Raw genomic sequence first — 18,906 nt, 5'->3', positions numbered from 1 at the left:
TCTTCGCCGTGTTCATCGGAGTGACTCCGGCAGGTCACCGGGGTCCGTACTCACGTACCGCAGCAGATCGGCGGCCGGCTCCAGGGGCGCCGATTCCGCGGCTGACACCGCACGGTCGACCACGTCGGCCGCCTCCTGGTCCAGAGAGGTGTACGACATGTCGTCTAGCTCGCCCGCCGCGCGCATCCGCGTGCCGAGCACGAGCAAGGGGTCCCGTTGCCGCCACCGTTCGATCTCGGCCTTGTCCCGGTACCGGTCGGGGTCGTACATGGAGTGGGCGCGGAAGCGGTAGGTGCGCAGTTCCAGGAAGTGGGGTCCGTGCCCGGCGCGGATGCCGTCCACGGCCCGCCGGGCGGCCTCTTCCACTGCGAGGACGTCCATGCCGTCGACCGCCCAGGAGGCCATGCCGTAGGAGGCCGCGCGCATGGCGAGATCGGTCTGGGCGTGCTCTTCGTGGAGCGGAGTGCCCATGGCGTACAGGTTGTTCTCGCAGGCCAGCAGCAGTGGCAGGTCCCACAGGGCCGCCAGGTTCGCGGTCTCGTGGAACTCGCCCTCGGCGAAGGCACCGTCGCCGAAGAAGCAGCAGACCACGCCCGGTCCGCCGCGCATCCTCTCCGCCAGGGCGAGACCGGCGGCGAGTGGGAGACCGCCGCCGACGATGGCATTGCCGCCGTAGAAGCGGCGACCTTCGTCGAACAGGTGCATGGAGCCGCCGCGGCCCCGGCTGCACCCGGTGATCTTGCCGTACATCTCCGCCATGACGGAGTCGGCGGGCACGCCGCGCGCCAGGGCGTGGCCGTGTTCGCGGTAGGTCGAGACCACCGCGTCGGACGCGGTGAGCGCCCGGAGCACGCCGACCGCCACCGCCTCCTCACCTATGTACAGGTGTACGAAGCCCCGAATCTTCGCGGCGCTGTACAACTCCACGCACCGCTCTTCGAATCGGCGGATCAGCAGCATCGACGCCAGCAGTTCGCGGTGGTGTCCGGCGTCGGTGTCCCGGTGTGTGCCCTGGTCGGTGCGGGCCGGCTTCCGGCGGGTGGTGCTCATGAGGTGTGCTCCGGTGTTTCCGGTGTCTCCAGTCCGGAGAGATCCCCCTCCGGCAGGCCGAGTTCGCGTGCCCGCAACAGGCGTCTCATGACCTTGCCGCTCCTGGTGTGCGGCAGGTTCTGGTCGAAGGCGATCTCCCGGGGCGCCACGGCGGGCCCCAGTCTGCGCCGGGCGAAGGCGATGAGCTCACCCCGTAGTTCGTCACCCGGTTGCGCGCCCGGGCGCAGTGAGACGTACGCCTTCACCAGGGCACCTGCGGTCGGGTCGGGCCGCCCGATCACGCCCGCCTCCGCCACCAGCGGATGCTCCAACAGGGCGCTTTCCACTTCGAAGGGGCTGACCAGATGTCCCGCGGACTTGATGACGTCGTCACCGCGCCCCACGAACCAGTAGTAGCCGTCGGAGTCCCTGCGGACGATGTCGCCGGTCAGATACCAGCCGTCCGCGAAGCAGGCGGCGTAACGCTCCTCGTCGTGCAGATAGCCGCGGAACATCGACGGCCAGCCGGGGCGCAGCGCCAGTTCGCCCTCCTGTAGGGGGTCCGTGATCTCACGGACGTGTCCTTCCGGCGAGCGCCACACGCCACCGTCGGGCCCACGGGCCAGCACCGTGGCCGTCATGCCGGGCAGTGGACGCCCCATCGAACCCGGTTTGACCGGGCAGGCCGCCAGGTTGGCCACGACGATGCAGCCGGTCTCGGTCTGCCACCAGTTGTCGTGCACGGCGAGCCCCAGGACGTCCCGGCCCCACAGCACGACTTCCGGGTTGAGGGGCTCGCCCACGGAGGCGATGAACCGCAACGCCGACAGATCGAAGGAGCGCGGCAGATCGTACGGGCCTTGCCTGGGCGTGGTCCGCATCAACATGCGCAGCGCGGTGGGCGCCGTGTACCAGACCGTCACCCGTTCCCGGGCGAGAACGCCGTACCAGCGGCGGGCGTCGAAGTCGCCCTCGTCGACCACGACGGTGAGCCCGTGGGTGAGCGGGGCGATGATTCCGTACGACATCCCGGTGACCCATCCTGGATCGGCGGTGCACCAGTAGCGGTCCTCCGGGCGGAGGTCGAGCGCGTAGGCTGCCGTGATGTGGTGGGCGACGACGGCCTCGTGCACGTGGATCGCGCCCTTGGGGGCACCCGTGGTGCCGCTGGTGAAGTGCAGCAGTGCCATGTCACCCGGGTCGGTGGCCGGGATGCGGAAGGTGTCATCGGCTTCCGTCAGCAGCGTGTCGAAGGAGTGCGTGCCCGGCGGGGCCGGGCCGCCGTCACCGACGATCAGGACGTGCTGCAGTTTCGGCAGACGGTCCCTGACCTGCGCGACCTTGCGCCGGTACAGCTGGGCCGTGGTGACCAGGACGCGGGCGTCCCCCAGGGCCATCCGTCGGGCGACGGGGTCCGGTCCGAACGCGGAGAACAACGGACAGAGCACGGAGGTGTTCTTCAGGGTGCCCAGTACCACCGTGAACAGCTCCGGGCACCGGCCGAGCAGGGTGAAGACGCGGTCGCCACGGCCTATGCCGAGGGAACGGAGCACCTGGGCGAATCGATTCGTCTGCTGGGCCAGCTCGGCGTAGGAGACGGACTCTGTCGACCCGTCGCGACGCACACAGCGCAGTGCGATCCGGCCGCCCCGCCCCTCGTCCAGATGGCGGTCGACGGCCTCGTACCCGATGTTCAGACCGCCCCCCGGCAACCCGGCGAGCCGTTCCCGCGCCGCACTCCACCGGAACTCGGCGCGGGACCGTTCGTAGTCGGTGAGGACGGGAGGCACGCCCCCGGCTCCGGGCGCCGTTTTGGTGATGACGTCCGACGCCTGCACAGTGCCCTGCCCGCTCCGCGTCATCCCCGTCATGAGCTGCCTTCTCTCACGCTCGACACGAGGGCCGGGCGCGATGCCGGGGCTTGGCTCGCCCCCGTTCGCCCCGTAGGGGGCACCGGCCCGTCGGGTGACCCGTGTGACCAGTCTTCCCGCTCCTCGCCCCCGGCCAAGGGCCGGTCGGCCCACGAGCCCGGCCATCCGGTCCCCTCCGGCCCGGTCGGTGACCTTCGGGACGGCCGGTCGGGGCTGTTCGACCCCAGCGGAGCGGGGTCGGAACGTGGTGGACTGCGCCCGGTACGGGCGCGGGGACCGCTGACGGAGCAGGGCGGCGAGCGATGGGGCACCGCAGCGTGGGCGATCTGATGCCACCTGGCCGTGCGGGGACACGTCGCCAAGCCGCAAACCAGACGGCCACAGCTCGGGTTCTCGTGGGTCGGTGCCGTCCGTGTGCCCGCGTATGGCCCTCGCTCAGCTGAGGGGGCGAAGGCCTGGGCGCCGATGGACTCCGGCCGGCGGGTCGGTTCCGCGAACGGCTCCCGGCGAGGTTGGTCCGGCGCCACCGGAGCGTGAGCGCGGGCCCGGCCCCGGCCCCGGCCCCGGCCGCGGAAGGGCCGAGTCGACGGCGTCCACGGCGGCCCGAGCCGCTGCGACGACCCGTGGGTCGGTGACGAAGTGGGTATCAGCGGTGGCGGAGGAGCCCGCGATCCCCATGGGCACCCACCCACCACCGCGGCGCGCGGGCGCCCGACGCTTCGCGGACAGGTGCACCGCGGCGATGCCGGCGGCGGCGAGGCGGGACACGTCGGACGGCCGTACGCCCGCGCCGGCCATCACCTCGATGCAGGGTGCTGCCGCGACGATGTCAGCGATGGTGGCGATGCCGTCCAGGGCGGTGAGCGCACCGCCGGACGTGAGGATGCGAGTGAGGCCGAGCGTCGGCACGAGCTCGGCCGTGCCGACGGGGTCGGCGGCCTGGTCGATCGCCCGGTGGAGGGTGAGCTCCGCCGGGCGGCCCGCAGCCGTCGCAGCGCCGTGTGCTGCCTCGATGAGTCGGTGCATCGCCTCCATGTCGAGCGCGCCGGCTTCCGTGAGCGCGCCGATGACGACGCCCTGGGCCCCCGCGGCGAGGACGGACCGCACCTCCGCGGCCATCAGTGCGATTTCGTCGGCGTCATAGACGAAGTCGCCCGGCCGACACCGGACGAGTGCGTGCACCGGCAGACCGACCGCCGACACCGCCTCGACGAGCGCCTGCGACGGGGTGATCCCGCCGACCTCCAGTGCCGAGCACAACTCGACACGCCCCGCTCCGCCGTCCCGTGCGACTCGGGCGCCGGCGGCGCTGGCCACCGAGATCTCAAGGGCGAGCGGGGTGTGGACCAGCCGGCTCACTCGTGGTCCCCGGTGAGCGGCTCGTTCGACGGCGCGATGACCCGGGCCGTCAGGTCCGGATCAGCCATGTCCGGGTCGAAGGGGAACATGGGGCGGCGGATGCGGTGGTGGCCGAGCCGCACGAGGTCCTGGTCGACGCCGCCCGGGGTGAGCGCCAGCTTCCAGCCCGCGGCCATGTCGAACAACTCCGGTTCGAGATAGCCGATCTTCACGATGACGATGGCGGCGCCGCGCGGGTCGAGCCCGAGACCGGTGAAGTCGACCTCGTGGTGGTACGGCTTGCGCCGTGTGGTGAGGATCGCGTACACACTGCCGATCCGCAGGACGACCTCGGTCTCGGCGTCGCGGTCGCCGTGCCTGATCGCGTGGACGAGCCCGGTCATGGTGAGCGGCCCGGCATGGCGGTCGTCGACCTCCGCGCCGGCGGTGACCGTGACGGTCGCGCCGAGGCCCGCCTGCTCCGCTGCCGCGACGGCGGCGGGGCCGGGTACGGAGGCGTAGATGAGGGTCGGACCGTCGTGCTGGTGGAACTCCGGCCGGGCAAGGACTCGCCGGAGCCCCCACGTGACGTCGCCGGCACCGCCCGCGGTCGGGTTGTCACCGGTGTCGCTGATGAAGTAGGGCCGTGCGTCGGAGACGAGGGCCTCGTCGAGGCACTCGTCGAGCGACCCCGTCGGCGCGACGAACGTGAAATCGCGTCGGCTGTCCCACAGGCCGCGGGCAAGGCGTTCGGCGCCCGCGGTGACGGCGGACTCGGAGGGTCCGGTGACGGTGACCACCGCGCGGTTGCGCGGCTCGTCGGCCCAGGCGTAGCCCACCCAAACGGCGGCGTCGATGACTCCGTCCGTCGCCTCGACGTCGTGCACGGCCGCGTAGACGCTCTTCGCGGGTTCGATGCGCGTCGAGGTCTGCTCACCGGCGAGCAGCACGGGCACCGGCACCCAAGCCTTGACCGGCCGCGGCGCGCCGGCGGTGAGGAGGTCCACGAGGTTGCGGGCGGCTCGTTCCTTGGTCTCCATGTGGTCCTCGTGCGGGGCCATCCGATAGCACGTGATGAGATCGCTCATGTGGACGAGCTCGCGGGAGACGTTGCCGTGCAGGTCCATGGAGGTCGACACGATGGCCTCCGGTCCGATGGCCGCGCGGATGCGGGCGAGTAGGACGGCCTCGGCGTCGTCGATGCCTTCGACCGTCATGGCGCCGTGTATGTCGTACCAGAGCCCGTCGAGGTGCGGTATCGCGGAGAGGCGTTCGATGAGTTCGTCGGAGAGCTCGGCGAACGCCTTCGCGGTCACCGTGCCGCCTGGCAGTGATGTGCCGACGAGTGCGCCGCGCCAGTCGGCGGCGGCCAGGAGCGGTGCGTCCGGGGCCAGGAACGGGTAGCGCGTCAGGACCTCCCGGCCACGGAGCGGGTGGAAGGCGGGGGCCTCGGTCCGGGCCGGCGAAAAGGTCGACGATTCGATCCCGATGCCGGCGATGGCGATGACGGGGTGGGCGACTGCGGTGCGGGGCTGCGGCATGGCTCCTCGTTGCTGTGGTGGCGTCAGGTGTTCGGAGGCGAGGGGGTGCGGTGTGATGCGGCGCGGAACGGGACGTCGTCGGGCGAGGTCCCGGTGACGGTTCGAAGGGCGCGCTCCAACGCGCGCTGGAGCGCGAACTGGCCGGCACCGACGAGGCCGGCGTCGGCGCCGAGGCTCGCACTCTCGATCACCAGGTGCTTGGTCACCAGCGGATGGCACCCCTCGTAGAGCTGGCTGCGCACCGCGGCGACGAACGGCTCGACCGTCGACAGGATGCCCCCCAGGTACACCGCGTCGGGATTGAAGAAGTTGACGTTCGCGGACAGCACCATGCCGAGGTACTTGCCGGCTCGGCGGATCGCGTGCGTCGCCGCCGGATCGGCCTCGGTGGCGAGCCGGACGACGTCTTCCGGCGAGCGCACATCGGCGCCGCTCTCGCAGAGGATGCGAACGAGCGCGGCGCCGGAGGCGACGGTCTCCAGGCACCCGGTGTTGCCGCAAGAGCAGAGGATGTCCCCGGCAGCATCGATGCGGACATGGGTGAATTCCCCGGCAGCGCCCGTCGCACCCCGGTACAGCCTTCCGTCGACGATGATGCCGGCACCGATGGCGGAGCCGATCTTGACCATGATCGATTGCCGCCACTCCACGGGCCGGACAGCGTGCTCGCCGACCGCCATGCAGTTGGCGTCGTTGTCGACCGCGGCCGGAACCCCGAACCGGTCCTCCAGCCATGCGCCGACGGGGAAGCCGTTCCAGCCGGGCATGCGCGACGGGAGGGTGACGGCGCCGGACCCGATGTCGACCGGTCCGGGGAGCGAGAGCCCGACGCCGCGCAGCAGGTGCCGGCCAGCTTGCTCCGCGAGGGCTTCGAGGGTGTCGGCGAGCCTCGGCAGTGCCGCCTCGGGGCCGTCCCCGATCGCGAACGGGACCGTCGACGCCTCCGCCAGTCCGCCTCCCGGGAGGACGATGCCGATACGCGCGTGCCTTACGCCGAGGTCGGCCGCGACGGCGAACTCGTCAGTGCTGCCGATACGAAGGACCTTTCGGGGGCGTCCTCCCGTGGACGAGCGTGTGCCCTGCTCCGCGACGAGTCCACTGTCGAGGAGGTGTCCGACCGTCAGCGAGATGGTCGAAGGCGCTGCGTTCAGCAGTTCGGCGAGTTCCGTGCGCGATGTCGCCTGTCCAGAGGCGATGAGTTCCAGTACCCGCGCGGCCAGCGGGGGACTGCCCTTGGCCGCGGCTCTGGAACGTGGACTTTTTTCAAACATGGAGGAAGTAACTTTCAAAATGGGGTCGGAGCGCTGAGGTTACGCCAGCAACTGCTGGAGCGGAACTGTTAGGCGCTCCCTGTCTGCGCCCGCCCGGCCTGCTCGTCCAGCAGGAAAATGCGAGGTGGTGGGGAGGGTGACAGGACCTTGCTTTCTCCAGATCGGCAGAAACCTACTTGTTACGGAATCTCGTCTGTTTTTTCAATGAGTGCGGTCGTTGACTGTCCCCGCACCCATCGACGGCACGTCCGTACCACCGGGGCGCAACGTGTCGTTCACCCTGAGGAGAGTCATGTCCCCTGCTTGCACTGTGGCACGTCCCCGCTGGACGCTTGTTGCGGGCGCCGCTGTCTGCGTGGGCGCACTGCTCACCGGCTGCACCCAATCCAGCGGTGCGTCTTCCGCGTCCTCGGACTCCATCAACTACGCCCTGCCCGCGAACTTCACTCCGAACTGGATCCTGCCGATAGGCACCGCGGCGCACCTCAACACCAACAACATCTCCATTGCCGCGGCCCTGTGGGAACCGCTCGTCGCATACGATGGCTCCACCGGGCAGATCAGTTGGAACAAGGCGGCGTCGATAGCCACCGCCGCCGACTTCGCCCCCGACGGCAAGAGCGTCAAGGTGACTCTCGGCAACCGCCACTGGAGCGACGGCAGACCCCTCACCACGCGCGACGTCGAGTTCTGGTTCAACCTGATCAAGGCCAACAAGACGCAGTGGGCCGGATACAACCCCGGAAAGGCGCCGGACAACTGGACGGCGCTGGAGCGCGTCGACGACCACCACTTCACCATCTCGTTCGACCGTGCCTACAGCAACAAGTGGATGCTCGCCAACGAACTGAGCCTGATCACACCGCTGCCGCAGCACGCGTGGGACAGGACCGCCGGATCCGCGCCGGTGTCGGACGCGGACAGGACTTCCGCCGGTGCCAAGCAGGTGTGGGCCTACCTCAACACGGCCGCCAAGGACATCTCCGGATACGCGACGAACGCACTGTGGAAGACGGTCAGCGGACCGTACACCGTCCGGTCGTTCTCGACCTCCGGCAAGGTCGTGCTCAGCGCGAACAAGAGGTACGACGGTGGCGAGAAGGCGAACATCGCGACCGTGAACCTCCTGCCCTTCACCACACCGGCCGCCGAGGAGAACGCGCTCCGCTCCGGGCAGGTGGACTACGGCTACATCGACGCGACCGACCTCGACCAGAAGGACTCCTTCGCCTCCCGCGGATACACGGTGAAGCCGTGGACCGGCTGGGCCATCACGTACATGCCGTACAACTTCAACAACCCGGCCATGGGAGCCGTCTTCAAGCAGCTCTACGCCCGACAGGCCGTGCAGATGTCGATCGACCAAACCAGTCTGGCGAAGGTCATCTTCAACGGCACCGCCGTCCCCGGTTACGGACCGGTTCCGCAGGCCCAGGCCTCCGACTTCGTCTCACCGGTGCAGAAGGGCAATCCGTACCCGTTCTCCACGTCCAGCGCGAGGGCACTTCTGACCGATCACGGTTGGACCGAGCAGAGCGGCGTCATGGTCTGCACCAGCCCCGGCACCTCTGCCTCGCAGTGCGGCGCCGGAATCGCCCGGGGGACCAGGTTCCAGATGAAGGTGCTGTCGCAGTCCGGCTCCACGGTCACGGACAACATGATGAGCGCCATCCAGTCCTCGCTCGCGAAGACGGGAATCGGATTCTCGATCAAGACCGCACCCGTCAACTCCGTCCTGTCGCAGACACCGCCCTGCACGTCCGGCCAGGCGGATTGCTCGTGGCAGCTGTCGTTCTTCGGCACCGCCGGCAGCTGGTACTTCTCGGCCTTCCCGACCGGCGACTCGCTCTTCCAGACCAAGGGCGGATCCAACTTCGGAAACTACTCGAACCCGGAGGTCGACCGGCTCATCAACGCCTCGACGACCTCGAACTCGGCGCAGGCCGTGCAGGACTACAGCGCGGCCGTCGCGAAGGACCTGCCCGTCATCTGGCTCCCGGAGCCCGACTACCAGATCTCGGTCATCAAGAACGGTCTCGGCGGCTTCGCCCAGGACTCGCTCGCCAACTTCCACCCTGCCCAGTGGGAGTGGACCAACAAGTGAGCACCTCCGGGGACCCCGACGCCAGTGAACCGAACCCACCGGAACGCCCATGACGACCTTCCTGTACCTGACCAGACGCGTCCTCCAGGCCATCGTGGTGGTCCTCATCGTGACGGTCGTGGTCTTCTGCCTCCTGCACGCGCTGCCCGGGGGCCCCGCACGCGGGATCCTCGGCCCCCAGGCCACGCCCCAGAAGATCGCGGAGTTCAACCGTGAGCAGGGGCTCGACCAGCCGCTTCCGATGCAGTACGTGTACTACCTCCGCAGGCTGCTCCACGGAGACCTCGGCACCTCCTACACGCTCAACGAAGCGGTCTCTCAGCTGATAGTGGAGCGCCTTCCGAAGACACTCGTGCTCACCGTGCTGTCGGCATTCGTCGGGCTCGCGCTCGCGATCCCGCTCGGCGTCTGGCAGGCGGCCCGGCGCAACAAGCCGGTCGACTACGCCATCACGACGCTGAGCTTCATCGCCTATTCGACCCCCGTGTACTTCCTCGGTCTCATCCTGGTGCTGCTCTTCAGCCAGCTCCTGCCCTGGTTCCCGCCGCAGGCACCCCAAGGCGACAGCCTCGCAACCGTGTTGTCGGATCCCGCGGCGCTCGTCCTCCCGGTCGTCACGGGTGCCGCGTCGATGGTCGCGGTGTTCAGCCGCTACATGCGTGCCGCGACGCTCGAGAACCTCTCGGAGGACTACGTCCGGACCGCGAAGGCCGGCGGTGCGCGACAGCACGCGATCCTCTGGCGGCACGTATTCCGCAACTCCCTGACATCCATCGTGGCGATGCTCGGCTACTACGTGCCGGTGCTCTTCGGCGGTGCACTCGTGGTCGAGCAACTCTTCAATTACCCGGGGATGGGTCTGCTGTTCTGGAACGCGGCGCAATCCTCCGACTACCCGGTCCTGCTCGGATGCGTCCTCGTCATCTCGATCGCCACGGTCTCCGGCACCTTTCTCGCCGACCTCGTCCAAAGAGCCATCGACCCGCGAGTGAAGGCAGGCCGCACATGAGCGCCCCACTGCGTCAGGCTCCCAACCCCGGGTCGTCTACCGCAACGCCCCGGGGCGCGGTCGCGGCCACGGGCCTGCGCCTGGCGGTGCGCCGGTTCGCACGCAACCGGCTGGCCGTCATCGGCCTCGCGGTGATCGCGGTCTTCGTCCTGTTCTGCCTCGTCGGACCGTACCTCCACCCCACCGATCAAACCCACACGGCGCTGTCGCAGGTGAACCTCGCGCCGAGCACCGGGCACCCGCTCGGCACTGACGCCGTCGGCCACGACGAACTCGGACGGCTCATGTACGGCGGCAAGGTCTCGCTCCTCGTCGGCCTCGCGGCCGGCGTCCTGGCGACCGTCATCGGCACGCTATGGGGCGCGGGCGCCGGGTATGCGGGCGGCTGGATCGGCGCGGTGATGATGCGTGTCGTCGACGCTGGCATCGCGATCCCAGCCCTCTTCATCCTCCTCGTCATCTCCGCGATCCTGACCCCGGGCGTGTACGGGCTCATCGTCATCCTGGGGCTGGTCTCGTGGCTCGTGCCGTCCCGCCTCATTAGGGCGGAGACGCTCACCTTGAAGAACCGCGACTACGTGCTGACGCTCCGCGCGATCGGCGGCACCCACACCCGGGCGATCGCCCGGCACATCCTGCCGAACGCGGTATCGACGATCGTCGTTGCCGCGACGTTCCAGGTCGCCGACGCGATCCTGCTGGTCGCGTACGTGTCCTACCTGGGCCTCGGCGTACAACCTCCGGCTACAGATTGGGGTGGGATGCTCTCCGCGGGCCTCACTGCCGCATACTCCGGGCGCTGGTGGCTTATCCTGCCGCCGGGCCTGGCCGTCATCCTCGTCGTGTGCGCCTTCAACGCGATCGGGGACGGACTGCGCGACGCCTTCGACGTGAGGGGGCGCGGATGACGGCCGCCGACCCCTCCGCCACCGCAGTCGTGGAGCCGATCCTGGAAGTCGAAGACCTCGGTGTCACGTTCTCGACGGAGACCGGCGAGGTGTCTGCTGTGCGTGGGGTGTCGCTCCACGTGAGGCCCGGCGAGACCCTCGCGCTGGTCGGCGAGTCCGGATCCGGTAAGTCGACCGTCGCGCTCGCCGCGATGGGGCTGCTGCCGGGAAACGCGCGCGCCACGGGCCGTGCAGCGATCGGCGGAACCGATGTCGTAGCCTCCTGCGAATCCGAACTCGCGGGCCTGCGCGGCCGGACGGTGTCGATGGTGTTCCAGGAACCGGCGACCGCGCTCGACCCACTCGCCCGGATCGGCGCGCAGATAGCCGAAGTGGTGCGCAACCACCGGTCGGTCTCCGCCGGGGAGGCCCGCCAGGAAGCCGTCGCACTCCTGCGCCGCGTCGGCATCCCCGACCCCGAGCAACGGGCATCCGCGTTCCCCTTCCAATTGTCCGGCGGTCAGCGGCAGCGCGTCGTCATCGCCATGGCGATCGCGAACAACCCGAGCCTGCTCATCGCCGACGAACCGACCACCGCGCTCGACGTCACCGTGCAGGCCGAGATCCTGGATCTCCTGCGCAGGCTCGCCGTGGACGCGGGCACCGGCGTCCTGCTTGTCACGCACAACATGGGCGTCGTCGCGGATTTCGCCGATCGCGTCGCCGTCATGCTCCAGGGGCGAATCGTCGAAAGCGGTCCCGTGGAACAGGTCCTGCTGCGCCCGACCCACGACTACACCAAACGGCTGCTCGCGGCGGTTCCGAGGCTCGCCGTCACGGAGTACACCGCCGTGCCCACGGACACCGCAGACCCGCCGCCGCCCGAGGAGCCAGTGGTCGACCTGCGTGACGTGTCGGTGCTGTTCGGTCGCGGACGTCGCGCGGTACGCGCACTCGACGGCATCTCCTTCGCGGTCCACCCCGGGGAGACCGTCGCCCTCGTCGGGGAGTCCGGATCCGGTAAGTCGACGGCGGCCCGGGTCGCGCTCGGCCTCGTCCAGCCGACCTCCGGCACGGTCTCGCTCTTCGGTTCCGACCTCCGAAGGACCCGTTCGCGAGCCCGCCGCGCCCTGCGTTCCGGCATCGGCGTGGTCCTCCAGGACCCGGTGGCCTCGCTCGACGCCCGGATGAGCGTCGCGGAGTGCATCGCCGAACCGCTGCACGTCCACCGCCGCGGCCTGCCGCCGCGGGAACGCCGGGCACGGGTCGCGGATGCCCTCGACCACGTCCGTCTCCCCCGCCACCTGGCGGACCGCGCCCCGCGTGAGCTTTCCGGCGGCCAACGGCAGCGGGTGAGCCTGGCCCGGGCGCTTGTCCTCGAACCGCGGCTGCTCGTCACCGACGAACCGACGAGTGCGCTCGACGTCAGCGTGCAGGAGGCGGTGCTGGAGGTGATCTCCGAGTTGCAGGACGAGCTGGGCTTCGCCTGTCTGTTCGTTTCGCATGACCTCGCCGTCGTGCAGCAGTTCGCTGAACGTGTTGTGGTCATGCGTGCTGGCCGTATCGAGGAGCAGGGTCTTACCACGCAGACGCTCCTGCGTCCCGGGACCGACTACACGTGTCGGCTCCTCGCCGCCGTGCCCGTTCCCGACCCGGTCCTGCAACGACAACGCCGCGCTGAGCAGCAGACCGCGCGCACGACGGACGGACCGGGAGTCACGGCGTGATCCGGTCCACAGCGCGCCACCCGGTGCGCGAGGTGTTCGCCGGCGTCGACATCGGCGGCACGACCACCCAGGTCGTGCTCTGCACGACCGGGCTGAACGTCCTGGATCGTGTCGAGGCCCCCACACCCGCGGCGGAGGGCGGGCAGGCCATGATGCACGTCGTGCTTGAGGCGCTCCGCCGACTCCTGGACCGGGTGCCTGCGCGCCTGGTCGGGGTGGGGGTCGGGGCGGCGGGTGTGGTCGATGCACGACGCAGACGGATCCTCGTCGCGAGCGACTCGTTCCACGCGTGGGCCGGATTCCCGGTGGCGGCGACCATCGAAACGGCGCTCGGCGTACCGGCGTTCCTCGACAACGACGTCAATGCCTTCCTACGAGGGGAGGTGTCGAAAGGTGCCCTCGAGGGAGAATCCGACGCGCTCGGGATGACGCTCGGTACCGGGGTCGGCGGGGCTTTGTGGATGGACGGCGAACTGTTCGACGGCCCGCACGGGGCAGCGGGCGAGATCGGCCACATCCCAGGGTTCGGCGACAGGCCGTGCTCGTGCGGCGGCAGCGGCCATCTCGAAATGCTCGCCTCGGGCCGCGCCATCGCCGCCCGGTACGAGGAGCGGACCGGGCGGCGCACCACGGCACAAGGCGTCGCTGCAGCGGCGGGCCGGGGGGATCCGGACGCGCGTGCCGTGTTCGAGATCGCCGGGTCCGCGCTCGCCCGCGCGATCCTCATGGTGGCGGGCGTGGTCGACGTCACCACTGTCGTGATCGGCGGCGGTGTCAGCCGGGCGTGGAGGCTTCTCGAACCGTCGATCCTCCGGGCGCTGGCCGCCGAGCCATCCGTCAGCGGACGTCCCATCCGGATCGTGCAGGCTCGGCTCGGACGTGACGCCGTCGCGATCGGCGCGGCCTCCCGGGCACAGACCGAATTCGGTGTGGCCGCCCCCTGGTAAGCCGGGCGGCCTGGCGACGACATGGCGACGACGGTGGCGGCGCGTCGCGCCACCGTTCTCTCCCCGGAGGAACGACCAGAACGGAAGCGCGCCGGTGAGGTCGAGGACGGCCGTGTCCGGCTCGGACTAAGAGTGAGTGAGTGTTGATGCGTCGGTGTTCGCTCCGCAGAGGACCACGCAGACCTTCTCGCCGTTGGCGGGCCGGTAGCTTCGGCTCGGCAGCCGGTGCCGGTCCGTCACGTTCCCGTCCGGGGTGTGTTGGTCGGTGGCGAGGAGGGCGGCGAGGGCGGTGGCCGCGCCGTGCTCCACGGCGATCCGGTGGTGGTTCCACAGAGCCTGGCGGGCGTTGATGATCTCGTCGTCCGAGACCAGCACCGGCGTGACACGGTCCTGCTGGGCGGCGTGCAGCGCCATGGCGGAGGTGCGGCGGGCGCCGAGGGAATCGGCGGCGATGGAGTTGACGGAGACATCGACGGGGTGGCCGGACCGGAGGGCGGCGTGCAGCGCGCGGCAGTCCTCGGGCTCGACGGCGACGGTGCGGATGCCGTGCTGCTGAGCGGCGGTCGCCACTCCGGCGAACAGGCCACCGCCGCCGACTGCGACGACCACGGTGTCCAGATCCGGGATGTGCTGGTGGATCTCTTCCATGAGGGTGCCGGCGCCGGCTGCGATCAGGGGGTGGTCGTAGGCGTGGGAGGTGAGGGCCCCGCTGGCTGCGGCGAATGCCTCGCACGCGGCCAGAGCCTCGGCGTACTCCTGGCCTACGAGGCGGACATCGGCTCCGTATGAGGAGAGCTTGGCGGTTTTGACCTCCGGTGCGGTCTCGGGCAGGAAGACGGTGGCGCGGACGCCCTGCCGTTGGGCCGCCCAAGCGCAAGCGAGTCCCGCGTTGCCGCCCGAGGCGATCGTCACGCCGGCGTCCGGAAGAGTGCCCGCGTCACGGTGGGCCCGGATGAAGTTCTGGGCGCCGCGGGCCTTGAAGCTGCCGGTGTGCTGCATGAACTCCAGGGCGAGCCACACTGCCCAGGGCTGTTCGGGTCGCTTGTCCAGGGGGTCCCGGTGTCCGGCACGGATCGCGCCCTCATCGAGGCGGGCGAGGGTGACGGGGCGGATGTGTCCGGCGATCCGGTCGGCGGCGGCCTTGATGTCGCCGTAGGTGAGCTGGTGCACGTGCTGCTCCTGCGGTGGGTTGGTCATGACCAGGTGATGAGGTGTCCGGCCGGAGAGCCCGTGCACGGATCTAGATGCGCGAGTTGCGCAGCGACTGCCACGCAGCGCCGGCCAGTGCCCGCGTCGCCCGTGGGACCGACAGATGCTCGTGCTCGCGGTACAGGGCCCAGTTGTATTGCACGAGCGACAGTTTGTTGGAGGACAGCGATCCCGCCTGGTGGGCTCTGTACACCGCAAGTGGCTCACACAGGCCCCGGGCGTCAGCGCCGTCCCGCATGATCGACAGCCAGAGGGCGTAGTCCTGGCGCTTGCGCATCTCCGGCATCTGCCTCGTGCCCAGGGCATTGCGGTCGTACATGGCGGTGAGGGCACCGATGTGGTCTCGGACCAGCATCGCGCGGTAGTCCACGTGGTCCCGCGCACGGACCACCCGCCCGTTCGGGACCCAGTCGGTGCTCTCGCCGTCGTAGTCGGCGTCCATCTTGAAGTACGAGGTGAACGTCAGCGGCGCATTGCCTTCCGCGGCGAAGGCGAGCTGCTTCTCGGTCTTCTCCGGAAGCCACATGTCGTCGCTGTCGAGAAAGGCGATGTAGTCTCCGCGGGCCCGCTGAATCGCCAGGTTGCGGGCCCGGCCCGCACCGCCTCGTTCGGCTGCCGCATGAGGCAGGACGCGCTCGTCCTGCTCGGCGAACTCGCGGAGCAGATCCATGGAGCCATCGGAGGACTGGTCGTCAGTGACCAGGAGCTCCAGGTCGCTGTGGGTCTGTGTGAGCACCGATCGGACGGCCGCGCCGAGGGTGGTTGCCGAGTTGTACACGGGCATCACGACAGACACCAGGGGCACAGCGCTTCTCCTTGCCAGATCAGGGACGACGGTCCATTCAAGCACTGCAATCGCGTAGGACTGCCCTGCAGATCAGATGGCTTTGCCGAGGAGCGGTGGCGCGCTGAAGGCACAGGTCGACGAGTTCGGGAGGTGCTGAGGCCCTTTCGGATGCGTCTCTCGCCCGCAAAGCCCGGGGGAGGACAGGGCATGGCTGCCTCGCGGCGCGGGCGCCCCGTCGATCCGCCCGTTTCGACGCGCGGATCGACGGCGGGCCGGGGCTACGCCTTGGTGACGCGCCAGACGCCCTGGACTCCGTCGCCGGACATGTCACCAGGCTCCGTGTCCTTGACGAAGGGGGAGAGCGGTTTGCCGTCGTAGTCAGGTCCCTCGGCCCACGAGCCCGGCCCTCTGGTCCCCTCCGGCCCCGGTCGGTGACCTTCGGGGCGGCCGGTCGGGACTGTTCGGCCCCAGCGGAGCGCGGCCGGAACGCGGTGGACTGGAATGTCCGCCCGGGCACGGGCGCGGGGACCGCTGACGGAGGGAGGCGGCGAGCGATGAGGCACCGCAGCGTGGGCGATCTGATGACACCCGCCGCAGTGAGCATTCGACCAGACACGGAAATCAGGGAGATCGTGCGCCTTCTCGACGAGTACGGCATCACGGCCGTTCCGGTGGTCGGCGACGACGGCCGGCCGGTCGGTGTGGTGTCGGAGGTCGACCTGCTGCGCCGGAGATCGTCCTCGGGCGCGGGGGAGGACGCCCGGGATCTGATGACCGCTCCCGCCTTGGTCGCGGACCCGGAGTGGAGCGCGGTGCGTGCTGCGCGGGCCATGGACCGCCACAAGGTCAAGCGCCTGCCTGTGGTGGACGCCGCGGGCAGGCTGATCGGTGTGATCAGCCAAAGCGACCTGATCCAGCTCTTCCTCCGCCGCGACCACGCGATCCAGGAGGAGATCCTGGAAGAGGTCGTGGCGGGGACGCTCGGCCTGCCGCCCTCCTCGCTGACCGTGGAGGTCACCGAAGGCACCGTGACGCTCAGTGGCAGCTTGGAGCGCAGGAGCCTGATCCCGATCGTGGTGCGGCTGTGCGAGAGCGTTGACGGCGTGGTGGAGGTCGTCCACCGGCTGGGGTTCGACCGGGACGACAGGGCGGACGGGGCGGACGGGCTGAACGTCGGGGTGGACGGGAAGGTACCGCAAGGCGGCCCTCAGAGGTGAGCCGAGCGGAGCGGACGGCCCGGCGGTAGCAGACCGTGACGTGTCGCGGCCTGTCCGGGAACGCCAGAGGATCGGGGCGCGGGGGAGGGGTCGCCGCAGCTCCGGCCTCCGTCGTGCCGGTAGGAAGCCGTGTGCGTACGTGGGTCCGCATGGCCCTCTCCGCGTGGCGCCGCAGCGGAAATCCTGCGTACGTGGACTCGACGAGGCACCGACCACGCCCCGCCTGCCCCGCCGGGTGGTGAAGGAGAACGTTCATGACTGCCGACATCGACGCGCACACCACCTCGCCTCCCGCGTCCGAGGGGTCGGTGATGGGCAAGGAGGGCATGGCCGCGCTGGTGGACGTGTTGATCGGGCGAGGTTTCACCGTCGTCGGCCCCACCGTGCGGGATGGCGCGATCGTGCTGGAGGAACTGGCCTCGGCTGATCAGCTGCCGTACGGCTGGGGCGTGGAACTGGAGGCCGGACGGTATCGACTGCGCGAGCGGTCGGACGGCGCGGCCTTCGCGAACGCGGCTGGCCCGCAGTCGTGGAAGCAGTTCCTGCATCCGCCGCGAGTACGGCAGTGGCGTGCCGACCGGGCCGGCGGGGCGAGCGAGGACGGCCAGCCCGGTCGGGACGGATGGCCCGATGGGGACGGTACGGATGGGGGTGGGGACGGGAAGGACACGGGGAACACCGGAGGCATCGCCTTCACATCCGACGAGGCACCGTCGCCGCGGTACGCGTTCCTCGGCGTTCGCTCCTGCGACCTGCGGGCCATTGCCATTCAGGACCGGGTGCTCACCGGCGGACCGTACGGTGATCCCGTTTACCAGGGGCGGCGCTCCGGGGCGTTCCTGGTGGCGGTCGAGTGCACCGAGCCCGGTGGCACCTGCTTCTGCGTATCGATGGGCACGGGCCCCGCTGCCGGACCCGGCTACGACCTGGTGATCACTGAGGTGGTCGATGGCCAGGGGCACCGCTTCTGGACCCGCAGCGGCAGCCAGGAGGGCGCCGAGATCCTGGCGGAACTGCCCGCCCGACCGGCGGACGCTGCTACCCGGGAGGCGGCTCAGTCCGGCGTCAGTGCCGCCGCCGACCGCATGGGACGGACCATGCCCGAGGCCGACCTGCGTGAACTCATGGCCGGCACGCTCGACGCGCCGCGCTGGGACGATGTTGCTGGCCGGTGCCTGACGTGCGGAAACTGCACCATGGTGTGTCCCACCTGCTTCTGCACCACCACCGAGGACGTCACCGACCTGTCCGGTGACCACGCGGAACGCTGGCGGCTCTGGGACTCCTGCTTCGACCTGGACTTCTCCCGTCTGCACGGAGGGCCGGTCCGTGCGTCCTCGCGCAGCCGCTACCGGCAGTGGCTGACCCACAAACTCGGCACCTGGTACGACCAGTTCGGTTCGTCCGGCTGCGTGGGCTGCGGCCGTTGCATCGTGTGGTGCCCGGTCGGCATTGACATCACCGAGGAGGCTGCTGCCCTCCACGACTGGACCCAGTCACCGGCAACCGGGCGGACGGCATCGTGACCGGCTCGCCCGCGCCCCTCGACTTCCTGCCCGTCGCACAGCGCGAGCGACTGCTGGCCATCGGGCTGGAGGTGACCTTCCCAGCCGGGGCGAGGCTGTCCGACGAGGGTGGGGAGGCCAACTGGTGCTGGCTGCTGCGCACCGGCGAGGTCGCCCTGGACGTCTGCGTGCCGGGGCGGCATCCGGCGGCCGTCGTCGAGACGCCGGGCCCCGGCCGGCTGCTGGGCTGGTCCTGGGCGTTCCCGCCGTTCCGGTGGCAGCGGGGGGCTCGGGCGAAGACCCTCGTGGTGGCGACGGAGTTCCCCGTTGCCGACGTCCTGCAGCGGTGCACGACGGACCCGGGCTCGGTGATGCCCTGATGCGCCGTCTTACCGGAGTGGTCGCCGAGCGGCTCCAAGCCACCCGCGCCCCACTGCTGGATCTGCACTCCCCCTGCGGAGGCG

Annotated in this window: 15 protein-coding genes and 1 pseudogene; 8 read left to right on the top strand and 8 right to left on the bottom strand. The window is 70.1% G+C overall.

What is annotated here, in order from left to right; genetic code table 11:
- Positions 1–12: 12 nt before the first annotated feature.
- The 5 genes and pseudogenes from pdhA to LK06_RS00390 form a co-directional block, all read right to left on the bottom strand.
- The gene (gene pdhA, locus LK06_RS00410; protein ID WP_071659179.1) at positions 13–1,050 is read right to left on the bottom strand and encodes a pyruvate dehydrogenase (acetyl-transferring) E1 component subunit alpha; all 1,038 of its coding nucleotides are present in this window, start codon (positions 1,048–1,050) and stop codon (positions 13–15) included.
- Positions 1,047–2,900 carry an acetate--CoA ligase gene (gene acsA, locus LK06_RS00405; protein WP_078859044.1) on the bottom strand — a complete coding sequence of 618 codons (1,854 nt, stop codon included), beginning with the start codon at positions 2,898–2,900 and terminating at the stop codon, positions 1,047–1,049. Before acsA ends, pdhA begins: the two co-directional genes overlap by 4 nt.
- 588 nt (positions 2,901–3,488) lie before the next feature.
- A pseudogene (locus tag LK06_RS00400) lies at positions 3,489–4,250 on the bottom strand (copper homeostasis protein CutC); the annotation flags it as partial.
- 5 nt (positions 4,251–4,255) lie between these two features.
- Positions 4,256–5,779: a M81 family metallopeptidase gene (locus tag LK06_RS00395; protein ID WP_039652346.1), complete on the bottom strand. Its 1,524-nt coding sequence runs from the start codon at positions 5,777–5,779 to the stop codon at positions 4,256–4,258.
- Between the two features lie 23 nt (positions 5,780–5,802).
- Entirely contained in the window at positions 5,803–7,050 is a 1,248-nt protein-coding gene (locus LK06_RS00390) for an ROK family transcriptional regulator (RefSeq protein WP_052269902.1), read from the bottom strand.
- Between the two features lie 292 nt (positions 7,051–7,342).
- Here LK06_RS00390 and LK06_RS00385 point away from each other — a divergent pair, with 292 nt between their 5' ends.
- Genes LK06_RS00385 through LK06_RS00365 form a run of 5 tightly spaced genes read left to right on the top strand, consistent with a single transcriptional unit; the run spans position 7,343 to position 13,724 of the window.
- Positions 7,343–9,154, top strand: a complete 1,812-nt coding sequence (locus LK06_RS00385) for a peptide ABC transporter substrate-binding protein (RefSeq protein WP_043407945.1) — start codon at positions 7,343–7,345, stop codon at positions 9,152–9,154.
- A gap of 49 nt (positions 9,155–9,203) precedes the next feature.
- Positions 9,204–10,163: an ABC transporter permease gene (locus LK06_RS00380; protein ID WP_039652350.1), complete on the top strand. Its 960-nt coding sequence runs from the start codon at positions 9,204–9,206 to the stop codon at positions 10,161–10,163.
- The gene (locus LK06_RS00375; RefSeq protein WP_043407948.1) at positions 10,160–11,071 is read left to right on the top strand and encodes an ABC transporter permease; all 912 of its coding nucleotides are present in this window, start codon (positions 10,160–10,162) and stop codon (positions 11,069–11,071) included. The genes LK06_RS00380 and LK06_RS00375 overlap by 4 nt, the downstream gene beginning before the upstream one ends.
- Positions 11,068–12,777 (top strand): dipeptide ABC transporter ATP-binding protein, encoded by a 1,710-nt coding sequence (locus tag LK06_RS00370; RefSeq protein WP_043407950.1) that lies wholly within the window; start codon positions 11,068–11,070, stop codon positions 12,775–12,777. The genes LK06_RS00375 and LK06_RS00370 overlap by 4 nt, the downstream gene beginning before the upstream one ends.
- Positions 12,774–13,724 (top strand): ROK family protein, encoded by a 951-nt coding sequence (locus tag LK06_RS00365; RefSeq protein ID WP_234367309.1) that lies wholly within the window; start codon positions 12,774–12,776, stop codon positions 13,722–13,724. The genes LK06_RS00370 and LK06_RS00365 overlap by 4 nt, the downstream gene beginning before the upstream one ends.
- 126 nt (positions 13,725–13,850) lie before the next feature.
- Here the strand turns inward: LK06_RS00365 and LK06_RS00360 are convergent, their stop codons facing one another.
- The 3 genes from LK06_RS00360 to LK06_RS35150 form a co-directional block, all read right to left on the bottom strand.
- The gene (locus tag LK06_RS00360) at positions 13,851–14,921 is read right to left on the bottom strand and encodes a threonine/serine dehydratase (RefSeq protein WP_043407953.1); all 1,071 of its coding nucleotides are present in this window, start codon (positions 14,919–14,921) and stop codon (positions 13,851–13,853) included.
- Positions 14,922–14,964: 43 nt separating this feature from the next.
- On the bottom strand, positions 14,965–15,738 hold the full coding sequence (locus LK06_RS00355) for a glycosyltransferase family 2 protein (protein ID WP_039652357.1): 774 nt from the start codon (positions 15,736–15,738) through the stop codon (positions 14,965–14,967).
- Positions 15,739–15,998: 260 nt separating this feature from the next.
- A complete protein-coding gene (locus tag LK06_RS35150) occupies positions 15,999–16,283 on the bottom strand; it encodes a COG4315 family predicted lipoprotein (RefSeq protein WP_071659180.1) in 285 nt (94 codons plus the stop codon).
- On the opposite strand from LK06_RS35150, the gene LK06_RS00345 reads away from it, so the two are divergent.
- From LK06_RS00345 to LK06_RS00335, 3 genes are all read left to right on the top strand, one after another.
- On the top strand, positions 16,275–16,937 hold the full coding sequence (locus tag LK06_RS00345) for a CBS domain-containing protein (RefSeq protein WP_052318976.1): 663 nt from the start codon (positions 16,275–16,277) through the stop codon (positions 16,935–16,937). The genes LK06_RS35150 and LK06_RS00345 overlap by 9 nt on opposite strands.
- Before the next feature lie 254 nt (positions 16,938–17,191).
- Positions 17,192–18,463 carry a 4Fe-4S dicluster domain-containing protein gene (locus tag LK06_RS00340; RefSeq protein WP_043407956.1) on the top strand — a complete coding sequence of 424 codons (1,272 nt, stop codon included), beginning with the start codon at positions 17,192–17,194 and terminating at the stop codon, positions 18,461–18,463.
- Positions 18,460–18,822 carry a cyclic nucleotide-binding domain-containing protein gene (locus LK06_RS00335; RefSeq protein WP_308355502.1) on the top strand — a complete coding sequence of 121 codons (363 nt, stop codon included), beginning with the start codon at positions 18,460–18,462 and terminating at the stop codon, positions 18,820–18,822. Before LK06_RS00340 ends, LK06_RS00335 begins: the two co-directional genes overlap by 4 nt.
- Positions 18,823–18,906 lie beyond the last annotated feature (84 nt).

Origin of the sequence: Streptomyces pluripotens, assembly GCF_000802245.2 — a bacterium.
GTDB lineage: Bacteria > Actinomycetota > Actinomycetes > Streptomycetales > Streptomycetaceae > Streptomyces > Streptomyces pluripotens.
The sequence above is the reverse complement of the archived record's forward strand: the minus strand, read 5'-3'. Positions and strand labels throughout refer to the sequence as shown.

Bases quoted from the DNA above. Each gene is read 5' to 3' on its own strand.
- pdhA (WP_071659179.1), bottom strand. From the start codon at position 1,050: ATGAGCACCACCCGCCGGAAGCCGGCCCGCACCGACCAGGGCACACAC.
- acsA (WP_078859044.1), bottom strand. From the start codon at position 2,900: ATGACGGGGATGACGCGGAGCGGGCAGGGCACTGTGCAGGCGTCGGAC.
- LK06_RS00395 (WP_039652346.1), bottom strand. From the start codon at position 5,779: ATGCCGCAGCCCCGCACCGCAGTCGCCCACCCCGTCATCGCCATCGCC.
- LK06_RS00390 (WP_052269902.1), bottom strand. From the start codon at position 7,050: ATGTTTGAAAAAAGTCCACGTTCCAGAGCCGCGGCCAAGGGCAGTCCC.
- LK06_RS00385 (WP_043407945.1), top strand. From the start codon at position 7,343: ATGTCCCCTGCTTGCACTGTGGCACGTCCCCGCTGGACGCTTGTTGCG.
- LK06_RS00380 (WP_039652350.1), top strand. From the start codon at position 9,204: ATGACGACCTTCCTGTACCTGACCAGACGCGTCCTCCAGGCCATCGTG.
- LK06_RS00375 (WP_043407948.1), top strand. From the start codon at position 10,160: ATGAGCGCCCCACTGCGTCAGGCTCCCAACCCCGGGTCGTCTACCGCA.
- LK06_RS00370 (WP_043407950.1), top strand. From the start codon at position 11,068: ATGACGGCCGCCGACCCCTCCGCCACCGCAGTCGTGGAGCCGATCCTG.
- LK06_RS00360 (WP_043407953.1), bottom strand. From the start codon at position 14,921: ATGACCAACCCACCGCAGGAGCAGCACGTGCACCAGCTCACCTACGGC.
- LK06_RS00345 (WP_052318976.1), top strand. From the start codon at position 16,275: ATGAGGCACCGCAGCGTGGGCGATCTGATGACACCCGCCGCAGTGAGC.
- LK06_RS00340 (WP_043407956.1), top strand. From the start codon at position 17,192: ATGACTGCCGACATCGACGCGCACACCACCTCGCCTCCCGCGTCCGAG.